This is a genomic window from Nocardioides sp. NBC_00850 (assembly GCF_045207335.1).
In the GTDB taxonomy this organism is placed as follows: Bacteria; Actinomycetota; Actinomycetes; order Propionibacteriales; family Nocardioidaceae; genus Nocardioides.
In genome coordinates, this window is sequence record NZ_CP108845.1 from 1,657,456 (window position 1) to 1,672,849 (window position 15,394).

The 15,394-nt window shown below is 68.6% G+C and carries 14 protein-coding genes; 9 read left to right on the top strand and 5 right to left on the bottom strand.

Annotation, left to right across the window (positions count from 1 at the left end):
• Positions 1 to 34 precede the first annotated feature (34 nt).
• The 5 genes from OH802_RS08090 to pstB all read left to right on the top strand — a co-directional run bounded on the left by OH802_RS08090 (position 35) and on the right by pstB (position 5,095).
• Entirely contained in the window at positions 35 to 901 is an 867-nt protein-coding gene (locus tag OH802_RS08090) for an NUDIX domain-containing protein (RefSeq protein WP_406026821.1), read from the top strand.
• Between the two features lie 177 nt (positions 902 to 1,078).
• Positions 1,079 to 2,176, top strand: coding sequence for a phosphate ABC transporter substrate-binding protein PstS (pstS, locus tag OH802_RS08095; protein ID WP_406026823.1), 1,098 nt, complete (start codon positions 1,079 to 1,081; stop codon positions 2,174 to 2,176).
• 100 nt (positions 2,177 to 2,276) lie between these two features.
• Positions 2,277 to 3,236 carry a phosphate ABC transporter permease subunit PstC gene (pstC, locus tag OH802_RS08100; RefSeq protein WP_406026825.1) on the top strand — a complete coding sequence of 320 codons (960 nt, stop codon included), beginning with the start codon at positions 2,277 to 2,279 and terminating at the stop codon, positions 3,234 to 3,236.
• Positions 3,233 to 4,312, top strand: coding sequence for a phosphate ABC transporter permease PstA (gene pstA, locus OH802_RS08105; protein ID WP_406026827.1), 1,080 nt, complete (start codon positions 3,233 to 3,235; stop codon positions 4,310 to 4,312). Before pstC ends, pstA begins: the two co-directional genes overlap by 4 nt.
• A 9-nt stretch (positions 4,313 to 4,321) precedes the next feature.
• Positions 4,322 to 5,095 (top strand): phosphate ABC transporter ATP-binding protein PstB, encoded by a 774-nt coding sequence (gene pstB, locus OH802_RS08110; protein WP_406026829.1) that lies wholly within the window; start codon positions 4,322 to 4,324, stop codon positions 5,093 to 5,095.
• 71 nt (positions 5,096 to 5,166) lie between these two features.
• On the opposite strand, the gene OH802_RS08115 is transcribed toward pstB, so the two are convergent.
• The 3 genes from OH802_RS08115 to OH802_RS08125 all read right to left on the bottom strand — a co-directional run bounded on the left by OH802_RS08115 (position 5,167) and on the right by OH802_RS08125 (position 9,068).
• On the bottom strand, positions 5,167 to 6,168 hold the full coding sequence (locus tag OH802_RS08115; RefSeq protein ID WP_406026831.1) for an anion permease: 1,002 nt from the start codon (positions 6,166 to 6,168) through the stop codon (positions 5,167 to 5,169).
• Between the two features lie 4 nt (positions 6,169 to 6,172).
• A complete protein-coding gene (locus OH802_RS08120) occupies positions 6,173 to 6,790 on the bottom strand; it encodes a DUF47 domain-containing protein (protein WP_091045846.1) in 618 nt (205 codons plus the stop codon).
• Between the two features lie 82 nt (positions 6,791 to 6,872).
• Positions 6,873 to 9,068, bottom strand: a complete 2,196-nt coding sequence (locus tag OH802_RS08125; protein WP_406026833.1) for an RNA degradosome polyphosphate kinase — start codon at positions 9,066 to 9,068, stop codon at positions 6,873 to 6,875.
• Positions 9,069 to 9,190: 122 nt separating this feature from the next.
• On the opposite strand from OH802_RS08125, the gene OH802_RS08130 reads away from it, so the two are divergent.
• Positions 9,191 to 10,237: an alpha/beta hydrolase gene (locus tag OH802_RS08130; RefSeq protein ID WP_406026835.1), complete on the top strand. Its 1,047-nt coding sequence runs from the start codon at positions 9,191 to 9,193 to the stop codon at positions 10,235 to 10,237.
• An 88-nt stretch (positions 10,238 to 10,325) separates the two neighbouring features.
• On the opposite strand, the gene OH802_RS08135 is transcribed toward OH802_RS08130, so the two are convergent.
• Both OH802_RS08135 and OH802_RS08140 read right to left on the bottom strand, forming a co-directional pair.
• Entirely contained in the window at positions 10,326 to 12,935 is a 2,610-nt protein-coding gene (locus OH802_RS08135; RefSeq protein WP_406026837.1) for a hypothetical protein, read from the bottom strand.
• Between the two features lie 102 nt (positions 12,936 to 13,037).
• On the bottom strand, positions 13,038 to 13,397 hold the full coding sequence (locus OH802_RS08140; protein WP_406026839.1) for a DsrE family protein: 360 nt from the start codon (positions 13,395 to 13,397) through the stop codon (positions 13,038 to 13,040).
• 60 nt (positions 13,398 to 13,457) lie between these two features.
• Between OH802_RS08140 and OH802_RS08145 the strand changes: the two genes are divergently transcribed.
• The 3 genes from OH802_RS08145 to OH802_RS08155 are packed head-to-tail and all read left to right on the top strand — an operon-like array spanning position 13,458 to position 15,380.
• Positions 13,458 to 13,961 (top strand): FABP family protein, encoded by a 504-nt coding sequence (locus tag OH802_RS08145; protein WP_350661015.1) that lies wholly within the window; start codon positions 13,458 to 13,460, stop codon positions 13,959 to 13,961.
• 18 nt (positions 13,962 to 13,979) lie between these two features.
• On the top strand, positions 13,980 to 14,411 hold the full coding sequence (locus OH802_RS08150; protein WP_406026841.1) for a Fur family transcriptional regulator: 432 nt from the start codon (positions 13,980 to 13,982) through the stop codon (positions 14,409 to 14,411).
• Between the two features lie 9 nt (positions 14,412 to 14,420).
• Entirely contained in the window at positions 14,421 to 15,380 is a 960-nt protein-coding gene (locus OH802_RS08155) for a YgfZ/GcvT domain-containing protein (RefSeq protein WP_406026843.1), read from the top strand.
• Positions 15,381 to 15,394: the final 14 nt, after the last annotated feature.

The following is a 15,394-nucleotide window of genomic DNA, read 5'->3' on the forward strand; positions in this document are numbered from 1 at the left end:
CGAATCAGCCGCCTTCACGACATACCCTGTGCGCATGCCCGAGATCCCGGCCGCCGGCGTAGTGGTTTTTCGCGAGCACGACGACCTGTCGGAGGTGGCGCTGGTCCACAGACCCAAGTACGACGACTGGTCCTTTCCCAAGGGGAAGGTCGACCCCGGCGAGACGGTCCCGGTGGCCGCGATCAGGGAGGTGCGTGAGGAGACCGGCCTGCGGGTCGCGCTCGGTCGCCCGCTCCAGCAGCAGCGCTATCCCGTCGAGGCGGGGCAGAAGGTGGTCCACTACTGGGTCGGCCGCACCGCTGCCGGCACCGACGACGACGTCGAGGGCTACCTGATCAACGACGAGATCGATGACGTCGAGTGGCTGCCGGTGGACGAGGCGCGCCAGCGGCTCACCTACCCGCACGATCGGGCGACGCTGCAGCAGGCCGAGGACGTACGCGACCCCACCACGCCCCTCGTGGTCCTCCGTCACGCCTCGTCCGTCGGCCGTTCGGCCTGGTCGGGTGCAGACCAGGAGCGGCCGCTCGACGACACCGGCCGGACCCAGGCGGTCACTCTGGCCGGCCTGCTGATGGCCTACGACATCCGCCGGGTGATCACCTCGCCGAGCGTTCGCTGCACGCAGTCCGTCGCGCCCTACGCCGGGCTCGCCGGCATCGCGTCCGAGCAGATGAGACTGCTGAGCGAGGAGGGTGCGGAGGAAGGTAGCGTGTCGGCCCTGATTGCGGACACCCTGCGTGACCTGGCCGTTCCGACGGTGATCTGCACGCACCGACCGGTGCTGCCGTGGGTCTTCGAGGGGCTGGGGATGCGTGACCCGAAGCTGGCGAAGGGCGAGCTGATGGTGCTGCACGTGCGCGCAGGTGAAGTGCGTGCTGTTGAGGCATTTCAGGTCTAACAGAGGCTTGAGGCCTGCCTGTTCATCTCCTGTGCCCGGAACTGACACTGATTTGCCACCGACTTTGAATTCCTCGTTCAGCCTGTGTTCACCTTCACCGAGTTTCCCGTCCACCTCGGCTCCTTACGGTCATCGCGACAACTCCGAATCGACTGCATCATCAATCAGGAGACTTGCGTGAACACCACCTCGCTGCGCCGGGCACTCGTCCCGGGCATCACGGCTGCGGCCCTTGCTCTTGCGATCAGCGCCTGCGGCGCTGCCAACGAGCAGAACAGCGGCAGCGACGGGGAAGGCACCCTCTCGGGCACCATCAAGGGTGGCGGAGCCTCCTCGCAGGAAAAGGGCCAGGCGGCATGGGTCGCCGGCATCCAGGACGCCAACCCCGACCTCAGCGTCGTCTACGAGCCCGTGGGCTCCGGCTCGGGTCGTGAGGGCTTCATCACCGGCGGTTACCTCTTCGCCGGCACCGACTCCGCTCTCAACGACGACGAGGGCGAGCTGAGCAAGGCCAAGGAGCAGTGCGGCGCCGACCCGATCCAGGTCCCGGGCTACGTCTCGCCGATCGCCGTCGTCTTCAACGTCGAGGGTGTCGACGAGCTCAACCTCGACGCCAAGACGCTTGCCAGCATCTTCTCCGGCAAGATCACCAAGTGGAACGACCCGGCGATCGCCGCGACCAACCCGGACGCCAAGCTTCCGGACACCGCGATCACCCCGGTTCACCGCTCGGACGACTCGGGCACCCAGGAGAACTTCACCGACTACCTCTCGAAGGCCGGTGGCTGGACCGAGGAGCCCGACGGTGAGTGGCCCGCCTCCATCAAGGGCGGCGAGGGCGGCGACGGCACCTCCGGTGTCGTGACCGCCATGCAGGGTGCCGGCTACATCGGCTTCATGGACGAGTCGGCGGCGCGCGAGAACGACCTGGCCACTGTCAAGGTCAAGGTCGGCGAGGACTTCGTCGAGCCGACCGCCGAGGCCGCTGCCAAGATCCTGGCCGCCTCGAAGCCGGTCGGCACCAGCGACAACGACATGGCCGTCGAGGTCGCCCGCACGACCACCGAGGCCGGCGTCTACCCGGTCGTGCTGGTCTCCTACCTGCTGGCCTGCCCGACCTACGAGAACGCCGAGGACGCGGCCAACGTGAAGGGCTTCCTGGAGTACATCCTCTCCGAGGAGGGCCAGAAGGTCGCCGCCGAGGAGGCCGGCTCCGCACCGCTCGACCGTGAGACCGCCGACAAGGCTCTCGACCTGGTCGGCGGCATCAAGTAAGTGCCGGTACGTCTGATCTGATCGCCGTTCGGGCGGTGGCTGCGGCCGCCGCCCGTACGGCTGTCTTGAGAACCGAAACAAGAAAGTCGAGGAATGCCTTGTGACTGTCGCCGCTGACCCCGGCGCCGACCCTGGCGTTGATCCGAAGCCGGAGCTCTCCTCCGGCCGTGGCTCGGTGGGTGATGTCGTCTTCCGTGGCCTCGCCGTCACCGCTGCCACTCTCATTCTGGTGGCGCTGGCAGCCGTCTTCATCTTCCTGGGCATCGAGGGCATCCCGGGCTTCAACGTGGACGAGCAGAACTACGCCGGCCAGGGCTCGTTCCTGGGCCTGGTCGTGCCGCTGCTGTACGCCACCATGTACGCCGCCGTCCTGGCACTGATCGTCGCGGTCCCCTTCAGCGTGGCGATCGCGCTCTTCATCAGCCACTACGCCCCGCGGCGTATCGCGACCCCGGTCGCGTACGTCATCGACCTGCTCGCCGCGGTCCCGTCGGTCGTCTTCGGCCTGTGGGGTGCGGTGGCGCTCGGCCCCTACCTGGTGCCGGCCCACGCCTGGCTCTCCGAGAACCTCGCCTGGCTGCCGTTCTTCGACGGCCAGCCCTCGGGCAACGGTCGTACGCTGTTCACCGCCTCGATCGTGCTGGCCGTGATGATCCTGCCGATCATCACCTCGATCTGCCGCGAGGTCTTCGCGCAGACGCCGCGGCTGCACGAGGAGGCGGCTCTCGCGCTCGGCGCGACCCGCTGGGAGATGATCCGCTACGCGGTCTTCCCCTACGCCCGCTCCGGCATGGTCTCCGCGGTCATGCTCGGCCTCGGCCGGGCCCTAGGTGAGACCATGGCGATCGCGATGATCGCCTCGCCGAAGGTCTTGATCTCGCTGTTCATCATCGGCACCAACAACCCGCAGACGATCGCGGCCCACATCGCCCAGGGCTACAAGGAGAGCACGCCCGACCGGCTCTCCGTGCTGATCGCGACCGGCCTCGTGCTGTTCGCCTTCACCTTCCTGGTCAACGCACTCGCCCGCTGGATCGTCGCCCGAGGGAGGGCCAAGTGAGCAACCCTTCGACAGGCTCAGGACATCGCATCGACGTCTCCAACGAGGAGACCAAGCTCTCCCACGCCACGCTCCCGCGAGGTGCCCAGTGGCTGGTCGGCGTCGCAGCCGTCGCCCTCGGCGGCCTGGCGCTGGTCCTCGGCGTCAGCATCGTCGGGGCGGCCGTCATCGGCCTGCTCGGGTTCCTGATCGGCTACCCGCTGTGGGCTCTGCTGGTGGAGAACCGGCGCTCGGCCACCGACAAGCTCGTCACCGGGCTCGTGTGGACGGCCTTCGCCGTAGCGGTCATCCCGCTGATCTGGCTGGTCTACATGGTCATCGCCCGCGGTGCCGCGGTCATCAGCCCGGAGTTCCTCACCTTCTCGATGCGCTCGGTCACCGGCGACGAGCAGGGCGGCCTCTACCACGCGCTGATGGGCACCCTGATCGTCACCGGCATCGCCGCGCTGATCTCGATCCCGATCGGCATCATGACCGCGATCTACCTGATCGAGTACGGCAAGGGCAACCGTCTCGCCAAGGCGATCACCTTCCTGGTCGACGTCATGACCGGCATCCCGTCGATCGTCGCGGGCCTGTTCGCGTTCGCGCTCTTCACCCTGATCGTCGGGCCGGGCACGCGCTTCGGCTTCGGCGGTGGGGTCGCGCTCTCGCTGCTGATGATCCCGACCGTCGTCCGCTCGACCGAGGAGATGCTCAAGCTGGTCCCCGACGACCTGCGCGAGGCTGCGTACGCCCTCGGCGTGCCGAAGTGGCGCACCATCACCCGGATGGTGCTCCCGACCGCCATCGGCGGCATCATCACCGGCGTCGTGCTCGCGATCTCGCGCGTGATCGGCGAGACCGCGCCGCTGCTGGTCGCCTCCGGGTTCAACCCGAACCTGAACACCAACGCCTTCGATGACAGCCCGATGATGACCGTGCCGGTCTTCATCTACACCCAGCTGTCCGAGGCCACGGCGAAGGGCGTCGAGTACGCCTGGGGTGGAGCACTGGTGCTCTTCATCCTCGTCATGGTTCTCAACCTCATCGCCCGTATCGTCGGCACGATCTTCGCCCCCAAGACCGGGCGCTAGGAGAAACACATGTCCATTCAAGTCAAGGACGCCAGCATCTTCTACGGCGACTTCAAGGCCGTCGAGGACGTCTCCATGTCCATCAAGCCGAAGTCGGTGACCGCCTTCATCGGGCCCTCCGGCTGTGGCAAGTCGACCTTCCTTCGCACCCTGAACCGGATGCACGAGGTCATCCCCGGCGCGTACGTCGAGGGCAAGATCTCGATCGCCGGCGAGGACATCTACGGGCCGAACGTCGACCCGGTGGCCGTACGCCGCAAGGTCGGCATGGTCTTCCAGCGGCCCAACCCGTTCCCGACGATGTCGATCTACGACAACGTGCTCGCCGGCAACAAGCTCAACTCCAAGCGGATCAAGAAGTCCGAGGCGGACTCGATCGTGGAGGGCGCGCTGCGCGGCGCCAACCTGTGGAACGAGGTCAAGGACCGTCTCGGCAAGCCCGGCATGGGCCTGTCCGGTGGCCAGCAGCAGCGTCTCTGCATCGCCCGGGCGATCGCGGTCCAGCCGGAGGTGCTGCTCATGGACGAGCCGTGCTCGGCTCTCGACCCGATCTCGACCGCCGCGATCGAGGACCTCATCCACGAGCTGAAGTCCGACTACACGATCGTGATCGTCACCCACAACATGCAGCAGGCCGCCCGTGTCTCCGACGACACCGGCTTCTTCAACCTGAAGGCAGCCGGCCAGCCGGGCCACCTGGTGGAGTTCAACCCCACCAAGCAGATGTTCACCAAGCCGGACAACCCGGACACCGAGGCGTACATCTCCGGCCGCTTCGGCTGAGCCGGAGCACGCGCCACATGCGAAACCGCCCTGCACCGACACGGTGCAGGGCGGTTTCTCGTCGACCAGGATCAGGGCAGCTGGAAGACGAAGTGGCAGAGCAGGTAGATCAGGGCTGCGGCGGTGCCGGCTGCCGGGAAGGTGAATACCCACGCGGCGACGATGGATTTCGCGATACCCCAGCGGACCGCGGAGAACCGCTTGGTCGCGCCGACACCCATGATCGCCGAGGTGATCGTGTGGGTGGTCGAGATCGGGGCCTCCCAGATGTACGCCGTGGAGTAGAGCACCGAGGCGGCGACCGACTCGGCGGCGAAGCCGCGGGACGGGTCCAGGTGGATGATCCGGCGGCCGAGGGTGCGCATGATGCGCCAGCCGCCGGACATGGTGCCGAGGGAGATGGCGGTCGCGGCCGCGGCGATCACCCAGAACGGGAGGTCGTCATCGGCTGTGAGGAAGCCACCGGTGACCAGGGCGAGGAAGATGACGCCCATCGTCTTCTGGGCGTCCTGGAGGCCGTGACCGAGAGCCATCGCGGCGGCCGAGATCGTCTGGGCGATCCGGAAGCCCTTCTGGGCCTTGTGCTGGTTGGCGCGGCGGAAGAGCCACATGATCGCGAGCATCACGCCGAACCCGAGGCCGAAGGCGACCACTGGCGAGATGAACATCGGGATGACGACCTTCTCCAGCACCGTCATCCAGTTGACGAACGCGCCGGCGGCGATCGCCGAACCGGCCAGACCACCGATGAGCGCGTGCGACGAGGACGAGGGAAGACCGAAGTACCAGGTGATCATGTTCCAGGCGATCGCGCCGAGCAGGCCGGCCATCACCACGGTCAGACCATGTGCCCCTGATGGTGGCGTGATCGTGTCGGAGACGGTGTGGGCGACCTTCTGGCCCAGGAACGCGCCGACGAAGTTCATCACCGCCGCGAGCAGGAGGGCGATGCGCGGCGTGAGCGCGCGCGTGGAGACGGAGGTCGCGATGGCGTTGGCGGCGTCGTGGAAGCCGTTGGTGTAGTCGAAGACCAGGGCGACGACGACCACCGCGATGACGATGGCAAGTTCCACGGTGTCAGGATTCCTTGACGGCGATCTGCTCGACGGTGTTCGCGACCTTCTCGAAGCCGTCGATCGCGTCCTCGAGGGACTCGACGATGTCCTTCAGCTTGAGGACCTCCATCGCGTCGTACTCACCGGAGAAGAGCTTGGCGAGGATGCGACGGTGGTTCTTGTCGCCCTGGTTCTCGAGACGGTTGATCTCGATCCAGTACTCGGAGAGCTCCTTCATCGAGCGCAGCTTGGGCATCGCCGCCGCGGTCAGCTCGGCGCAGCGCTGGAGCACGGTGACCTGGTCGGAGAGCTCCGGGGGCAGGATGTTGACGCCGTAGACGAAGATCTGGTCGACGACCTCGTCCATCGAGTCCATGACGTCGTCGAGACCGGAGCCGAGGGCGTAGATGTCCTCGCGGTCGAACGGCGTGACGAAGGTCGAGTTGACCTTCTTGACGATCTCGTGGGTGGACTCGTCAGCGGCGTGCTCCGCGTCGCGCATCCGTCGCGCGACGTCCTCGCGATCGGCTGTGTCGCTGAGCATCTCGGCGAGCAGCGAGACACCACCGACGAGGTGGTTGGCGGACTCGGTGAACAGGTCGTAGAACGACGTGTCGACCGGGCGGATTCGGAAACGCACGGGGGGCTCCTGGCTGGATGAGGCAGACCTGCGGGCTCATGTTAGGCGAGTCCGCTTGACACGACGAAAGCCAGGGGCGTGTTCAGCCCGCCGCGGCGCGCCTGCGCTGGCGCTGGCGTGTGATCAACATCGCCTGGAGATGGTTGGGAGCGTGGTTTCGGGTCCAGGTCCCGTCGGGCCCGAGGAGCCAGGCATCCGTGGTCGGTTCGAATGCCAGATCGAACAGTGCGCCGACCTCGGCCACGAGCTCGGGGGTGGGGAGACGTACGAGGGCCTCCACCCGTCGGTCGAGGTTGCGGTGCATCATGTCGGCCGAGCCGATCCAGGCGCTCGGGCCGTCCCCGTCGTCGGCGGTGCCGTTCTCGAACCAGAAGATCCGCGAGTGCTCCAGGAACCGGCCCAGGATCGAGCGCACCTCGATGGTCTCGCTCAGCCCCTCCACGCCCGGACGGAGCGCACAGATGCCGCGCACCAGCAGCTGCACGGGCACGCCCGCCTGGGAGGCCAGGTAGAGCGCGTCGATGATGGCCTCGTCGACCACCGAGTTGGCCTTGAGCCGGATCCTCGCCGGCCGCCCCCCCAGATGGTGGGCGATCTCGGCGTGGATCTGCTCGATCAGGCCGTTGCGTACGTTGCCGGGGGCGACCAGAAGCTGCTCGTACGTCGCCTCCCGGCTCCAGCCGGACAGGTTGTTGAACAGGTGGGCGACGTCCTCGCCGATCCCCTCGTTGGTGGTGATCAGCCCCATGTCCTCGTAGAGCCTGGAGGTCTTCGGGTTGTAGTTGCCGGTGCCGATGTGGGTGTAGCGACGGATCGTGCCGTCGGGCTCCTCGCGCACCACCATCGCCAGCTTGCAGTGGGTCTTCAGGCCGACCAGGCCGTAGACCACGTGGCAGCCGGCCTGCTCGAGCTTGCGCGCCCAGCGGATGTTGGCCACCTCGTCGAAGCGTGCCTTGATCTCGACGAGCACCAGCACCTGCTTGCCGGCCTCGGCGGCGTCGATCAGGGCATCGATGATGGGGGAGTCGCCGGAGGTCCGGTAGAGGGTCTGCTTGATCGCCAGCACCCGCGGATCGGCCGCGGCCTGCTCGATGAAGCGCTGCACGCTGGTCGCGAACGAGTCGTAGGGATGCTGCAGGAGTACGTCACCACGACGGGCCGCCTTGAAGACGTCGACCGGCGCGGCGCTCTCGACCGGCGCGAGCGCCGGGTGGGTGCTCGGCACGAAGGCCGGATACTTCAGCTGCTCGCGGTCGATGTCGGCGATCCCGTGCAGCCCGCGCAGGTCGAGCGGACCGGGCAGCCGGAAGACCTCCTTGTCGGAGATGCCGAGCTCGGAGACCAGCAGGTCGAGCGTCGAGTCGGTCATCGACTCCTGCACCTCGAGGCGTACGGGAGGGCCGAAGCGCCGCCTGAGCAGCTCCTTCTCCAGCGCGGTGAGGAGGTTCTCGGTGTCGTCCTCCTCGACCTCGAGATCCTCGTTACGAGTGACCCGGAAGGTGTGGACCTCGAGGATCTCCATGCCCGGGAACAGCTTGGACAGACGCTCGCCCATGACCTCCTCGAGCGGCACGAAGCGGTCGTTGCCCAGCGGCACGAAGCGGCTGAAGATCGGCGGGACCTTCACCCGGGCGAAGTGCTTCTTCTTGGTCTTCGGGTCCCTCAGCCGGACGGCGAGGTTGAGCGAGAGGCCGGAGATGTAGGGGAACGGGTGGGCCGGGTCCACCGCGAGCGGCGTCAGCACCGGGTAGACCCGCTCCTTGAACAGCTTCTTGCAGGCCTTGACCTCCTCGGGGGTGAGGTCCTCCCAGTGCAGCAGCTGGATGCCCTCCTCGAGCAGCGCCGGCTTGATCTTGCCGCGGAACACCTCGGCATGCCGCTCGGAGAGCTCCCGGGTCGTACGCCAGATCACCTCGAGGACCTCACGCGGCATCAGTCCGGAAGCGGCCTTGACCGCCACCCCCGCCGCGATCCGCCGCTTCAAGCCCGCCACCCGGACCATGAAGAACTCGTCCAGGTTGGAGGTGAAGATCGCCAGGAAACGTACGCGCTCCAGCAGCGGCAGCGTCTCGTCCTCCGCCATCTCCAGCACCCGCTCGTTGAACCGCAGCCAGGACAGCTCCCGGTCGAGGAACCGGTCCTCATACTTCTCGACCTCGGCCAGCGCCTCGTGATCAGGGATGTACTCGGGCTCGACGTCGAACGGCTGGTCAGGAACCGCGGTCAGGCTCACGGTGTCCTCGGCCGAGCGGGTGGGGGCCTGCGGGTCGAGACTCATGAGGCCAGTGTGACTCACCTGCGTGTCTTTGGGGGAGACGTGATCCGAACTCTGGCCTTTGGCCCGGTCGCCAGGTGAACTACCTGTTACACGATGTCCCTGGTAACCGGTACTTTGGGCGCATGTCGATTCTTGATCGCGTCTCGTCCCTGATCGATCCGTTGCTGGTGCCGGTGAAGCGGCCCGCCTTCACGACGGCGTTGAACCTTCCGGCTCCCGTGCAGCGTCGGCTCGTCGGCAAGCCGGTGACGTACGACGGGCAGACGCTCGCGGTGGACACGCAGATCATGCTCGCCCTGATGAAGGTGTCGGGGGAGCCGGACCCGTCGACGCTGCCGATCCCGAAGGGGCGGGTGGCGCTGCTGCGGCAGTCGCAGCTCGGGGGCGGTCGTCAGAAGATCGGGTCGGTCCGCGAGCTCTGGGCCGCGGGGCTCAAGGCGCGGCTCTACGTCCCGGAGGGTGCCTCGGGCAACGCGCCGCTGCTGGTCTTCCTGCACGGTGGCGGCTTCATCTTCGGTGACCTCGACAGCCACGACGCCCCCTGCCGGCTGCTGGCCAGCGAGTCGGGTGTCAAGGTGCTCTCGATCGACTACCGGCTGGCGCCGGAGTCACCGTTCCCGGCGGCGTACGACGACTCCGTCGCGGCGTTCCGGTGGGCGGTCGAGCATGCGGCCGAGCTCGGTGCGGACCCGGCCCGGATCGGTGTCGGCGGTGACTCGGCCGGCGGCAACCTGGCCGCCGGGGTTGCGCTCGCCGTTGGTGAGGACTGCGCGTTCCAGCTGCTCATCTACCCGGTGACGCAGTCGGAGGCGAACACCCGCAGCCGCGAGGATCTCAGCGAGGGCTTCTACCTGACCGCCGACTTCATCGCCGCGGCGACCGACAACTACCTGCCCGAGGGCATCGACCGCCGCGACCCGCGCCACGCCCCGCTGTACGCCGAGATCCCGGCGACCGGGATCGCCCCGGCGTACGTCGCGACCGCGGGGTTCGACCCGCTGCGCGATGAGGGCGAGGCGTACGCCGCCAAGCTCGACGAGGCCGGGGTGAAGGTCGTGCACCGGCGCTTCGCCGACCAGATCCATGGGTTCCTGAACGTGGTCGGCGCCGGGCGTACCTCACGCGCCGCTGTGCTCGAGATCGCGCAGGTCCTGCGCGACAACCTCTGACTTCTCAGGTGTTTCCTGCACTTCTCAGGTGTTGCAACGCCTGAGAAGTGCAGGGATACCCGGTTAACCGGGTATCCCAGCAAGCCGCTCAGCCAGCCATGTCGGGGCGCCAGCGGAGAACTTCGCGCTGGAACGCCTCGGGGTCGACCATCGACTTGTCGACCTGGACCGCACCCGCCTCGTCGGTGTTGAACTCGACGACCCACTCGTCGGCGGCCGGCTCACCCTTGATGGTGATGTCGGTGTGGGTGTCGTAGAGGTCGTAGGTGTGGGTCTGCTCGTCCTTGCGTACGTCGAGCACACCCTCCTCGGTGACCGTGACGGTGCTCTCTGTCATGAGCGAGCCGTCCTCGGGCCTGAAGGTGCGGACGGTGAGCCTCTTGGTGCCGACCGGCTCGCCCTCCGCGTCGTCGGCAGACATGGCGGCCTCGGGCGCGGCGCTGCCGGCGCCGGGGATCTTGGCGCCGGGGAACTTGCCGGACTCGGCGAGCTTGACCGCCGCCAGCCAGCCGCTCGAGCGCTGGGGGAGGGAGTCGCTCGGGGTGTCGGGCAGGTCCGCCGGCTCAGCGCGCGAGTCCTCGGACTGCTTGTTGGCCTGCTTCTTGCCGGTCGGCCGCTCGGGCAGCGTCACGGGCGCGGTCGGAGGACCGGCCGTCGGCGCTGCCGGTGAGTCGACCGGCGCGGGCGCGGTGGCCTTCACGGGCTCGACCGGCTCGATGGGCTCGACCACGAGCGGCTCGTCAGGAGCGTCCGGGATCGGGAACTGCGCCTCGGGCGGCGACGGGGTCGCGGCGAGGGTGAGCTCGAGGGCCTGCATCGCACGCTTGTTGGTGCTGCCGCCCTTGACCGCGAGCATGACGGCCTCACGCAGGTCGGCGAGCTGCTTGGCGAGCTGCGCGCTGCGGCGCTCGGCGATCTGCCGGTCCACGATGGCCTGCTCGACCAGCTGGGTGTTGTGCAGGATCGAGGCCTCGACGGCCTGACGGTCGATCGCCTTCTGGCCGGCGACCTCCTCGGCCTCCGCCCGAAGGCGTACGGCGTCGGCGGCCTGCTCCTGGACGTCGGCGAGACGGTTCATCATCTCCGTCATCCGGCGCTCGGCCTCTTCACGCTCGCGGGCCTGTCCGGTGATGAGCTCGGTCATCGACTCGTGGGCGGTACGCAGCGCGGACTCCGCCGCGCGACGACCCTCGTTGGCCTCGGTCGCGGCACGCTCGGCAGCGCGGCGGCCCTCCAGGGCCTGCACCGCGAGATCGGCGTGCTCGGAGGCGCGCTGGTCGGCCGCCATCCGGGCGAGGTTGGCGGACTCAGCCGCCTGTTCGGCCTGGGAGGCGAGCTCGGTGAGCTGCCGGTAGCGCTCCTCGTTCTCGTTGGCCTCGTGCGCGGCGGCGGCGGCGAACTCGGCGTACTGCTTCGCGCTCTTCTCGGCCTCGAGACGGGCGTCGTTGGCGGCGTCGGCGGCCTTGAAGGCGCGCAGCGCGGCCTCCTCCGCCTCGGTGCGCGCGGCGAGCGCCTCGGCTGCCACGGCGTACTGGTCGGCCGCGGTGGCCTCGGCCGCGGCCCGAGTCATCGCGTGGTCCTCGGCGTTGGCGTCGGCGGCCTTGCGCTCCTCGAAGGCCTCCTTCGCCGCTTCCTCGGCCTCGGCACGGGCGGTCGCGGCCGCCTCGGCGGCGGCATAGGCGGCCTCGGCCGCAGCCTCGGCCTCCTTGCGGGCCTGCTCGGCAATCTCGGCCTGGGTCGCCATCGCGACCGCGGACTCCTCGGCCGTGATGCGCGCAGCGGCTGCCTTCTCGGCCTCGGTCGCCCGGTCGTTGGCGGCCTGCTCGGCGGCCTGACGCGCGGTGAACGCGGCCAGCGCCTCGTCGGCGCGGCCGGCTGCGGCCGCGTCGGCCTCCTCGCGCATCCGCGCGAGCTCCTCGGACCGGGTGTCGGCCGCGGCGCGGGCGGTGTAGGCAGCCTCGGCGGCGGCCTCCGCCTCGCTGCGTGCCTCATAGGCGGCACGGGCCTCGTCCGCGGCCTTGCGAGCAGCCTTCTCGGCTGCCGCCAGCGCGTCGCGAAGCTCGTCCATCTCCTCGAGGCGGTCCTCGGCGGCTGCCTCCGCGACGCTGCGCGCGGCGTAGGCGGCCTGGGCCAGCTCGGCGTGCTCGGCTGCCTTGGTGTGGGCCTCAGCGGCGGAAGCGGCGGCGGCGGCGGCCTCCTCGGCCCTGGCGCGGGCGGACTCCTCGGCCTCGGTGCGTGCGCTGGCCTGCTCCTCGGCGACACGGGCCGCCTCGAGCAGGCGGTGCTCGGCCGCCTCCAGCTCCTTGCCCCTCGCGACCGCGGCCTCCTCGGCCTCGGCGCGCTCCTTGGCCCGGGTGTCGGCGAGCTTCTCGGCCTCGACCCTGGCGAGGGCATACTTCTCGGCTGCCTTCTCCGCGACCTCGCGCGCCTGGTGGGCGTCGGCGGCGAGCTGGGCGTGGAGCTTGGCGGTCTCGTCGGCCTTCCCGCGGGCGGTGGCGTGCTCGGCAGCAGCTTCCTCGGCAACCAGCCGCTCGGCCGCCTGCTCGGCGGCCGCCTGCTCGGCTGAGATGCGAAGTGACTCGGCTGCGGCAGCGGCGCGGGCCAACTCCGCAGCGCGCGCCGTCAGGTCCTCGTCGTCACCCGGCTGGGCGGCCGAATCACGGCTCCACCACTTGCCACTGGGGGTCTGCGTGCTCACGAGGGTGAATGCTAACGGCGAAGTAGGCGGTGTGTGGAGTCTCCGAGAGGATTAACACGCCTGCTACCTGGAACTACATTGGTGTAGTTCTGGTAAGGGGTCTCAGTAGACGAGTGCCTGGACGCCGTCGCGCAGGATCTCCTCGGCGAACACGACCGCGCCCTTGATGGTGACGCCGTCGATGAGGTCGTCCTCGGACAGGTCGCGGCGTGAGGCGCACTGGCTGCACACGGTCACCTGGCCGGACTCGATGACCAGACCGATCAGCTCCTGCAGCGGCGCCGCGTTCTCCAGCGTGAACTCCTCCGCCTTCCCGGGCACCGCGAACCAGGTCGCCTCACCGGTGAGCCAGAGGGACACCTTCGCCCCGGCGGTCGCGGCCGCCGAGGCGACCGTGAAGGCCTGGTTCGTACGCTCGGGCGCCTCGGCGCCCACGGTCACCTTCACCACGAGTTCTTGCATGCCGAGCACACTAGCGCTTGCGTTTCGGGTCGTAGCCGACGTACGGCCTAAACTCGGCGTGTGGCTTTCGAACTTCCGGAGAACCTTCACCCCGATGCCGGTCCCTGTGCGTGGATGCTCGGCACCTGGCAGGGCAACGGACACGGTGACTATCCGACGATCGACAAGTTCGAGTTCGGGCAGGAGCTGATCTTCACCCACGACGGGCGACCGTTCTTCCACTACTTCGCGCGCTCGTGGATCATCGACCCCGAGACGGGGGAGAAGGTGCGGGACGCGGCGCTGGAGACCGGCTTCGTGCGCTTCCGCCCCGAGGGCGAGGTCGAGTGGGTGATGACGCACAACACCGGCATCGTCGAGGTCTGGTACGGCAAGGCAGAGGGCGGCAAGCTCGACCTCACCACCGACGCGGTCGCCCGCACGGAGACCGCGAAGGAATACACCGCCGGCAAGCGCCTCTACGGCAACGTCGAGGGCGACCTTCTCTACGCCTTCGACATGGCCGCGATGGGCCAGGCGCTGCAGCCCCACCTGTGGGCGCGGCTCAAGCGGGCCAAGAAATAGGCGGAGGAAGTAGTCGCGATGACCGAGGCGGCTGAGGACTGGCGCGAGGCCCTTCGGGCGAAGGGCTATCGACTCACGCCCCAGCGCGAGCTGGTCCTCGGCGCCATCGAGCGGCTGCGGCACGCCACCCCCGAGGAGGTGCTCGCGGTCGTACGCGAGTCGTCCTCGGCGATCAACCTCTCCACCGTCTATCGCAACCTCGAGGTGCTCGAGGAGCTGGGACTGGTGCGCCACGCCCACTTGGGTGAGCGGGCGTCGACCTACCACTCCGTTTCCGGCCGTCCGCATTTTCATGCCGTTTGCAGGAAGTGTCAGAAGGTCACCAGTGTTGACCCCTCAGTGGCCGACGGTATCTGCGAGCGGCTGCGTGAGGAGTACGCCTTCGAGGTAGATGTCGCTCATCTGACCGTCTTCGGGGCGTGCGTCGACTGTTCTTCCGAGCCCACGTAGGAGCACAGCATGATGACTGCCAGCCCGCTTCTGTCCCTGCCCGGTGCCGTCGCCGGCGATGGTGCTGACGCACCCGTCGCCGCGCACTACGGATCGTTCAACCTGGAGCAGCGGACGTTGGCCTCCGGTGAGGGATTCGTCGACCTCTCCCACCGTGACGTCCTACGGATCGCCGGTCCCGACCGGCTGACCTGGCTGCACTCGTTGACCTCGCAGGCCTTCGAGGGACTGGCGCCCGGCGTCTGGACCTCGGCCCTGATCCTGTCCCCACAGGGACATGTCGAGCACTTCTTCTCCGGCATCGACGACGGCTCCTCCTTCCTGGCGTGGACCGAGCCCGGTGCCGGCGAGGCCCTGGTCGCCTATCTGGAGCGGATGAAGTTCTGGTCCGATGTGACCGTGACGGCAGAGCCGTCGCAGGCTTCCGTCTGGCGTCCCTCGCAGGGCTACTCGTTCGTCCCACGCGAGTCGTTGGAGACGTACGCCGCTGCCGCGGGCCCCGCCTGCGGGTTCTGGGCGTTCGAGGCTCTCCGGATCGAGCGCGGTGAGCCGCGGTTCGGCGTGGACACCGACGCGCGCACGATCCCCAACGAGGTCGGCTGGGTGCCGGGTTCGGAAGAGACCGTCGGCCCGGAGTACGCGGTCCACCTCGACAAGGGGTGCTACCGCGGCCAGGAGACGGTCGCCCGCGTCCACACGCTCGGCCGCCCGCCGCGGCGCCTGGTGCTGCTCCACCTCGACGGCTCCGAGAACCGGCTGCCCGCCGCTGGTTCCGAGCTGGTCTTCGGTGAGAAGACGGTCGGCTTCGTCGGCTCGTCGGCTCGCCACCACGAGCTCGGCCCGATCGCGTTGGGGCTGGTCAAGCGCAACGTACCTGTGGACGCGCAACTCGTCGTGGACGGGATGCCGGTCGCTCAGGAGGTCCTCGTCGATCCCGAGATCGGCCTCCACATCCGCCCGCTCCGCTGACCGGGTCCAGCCCG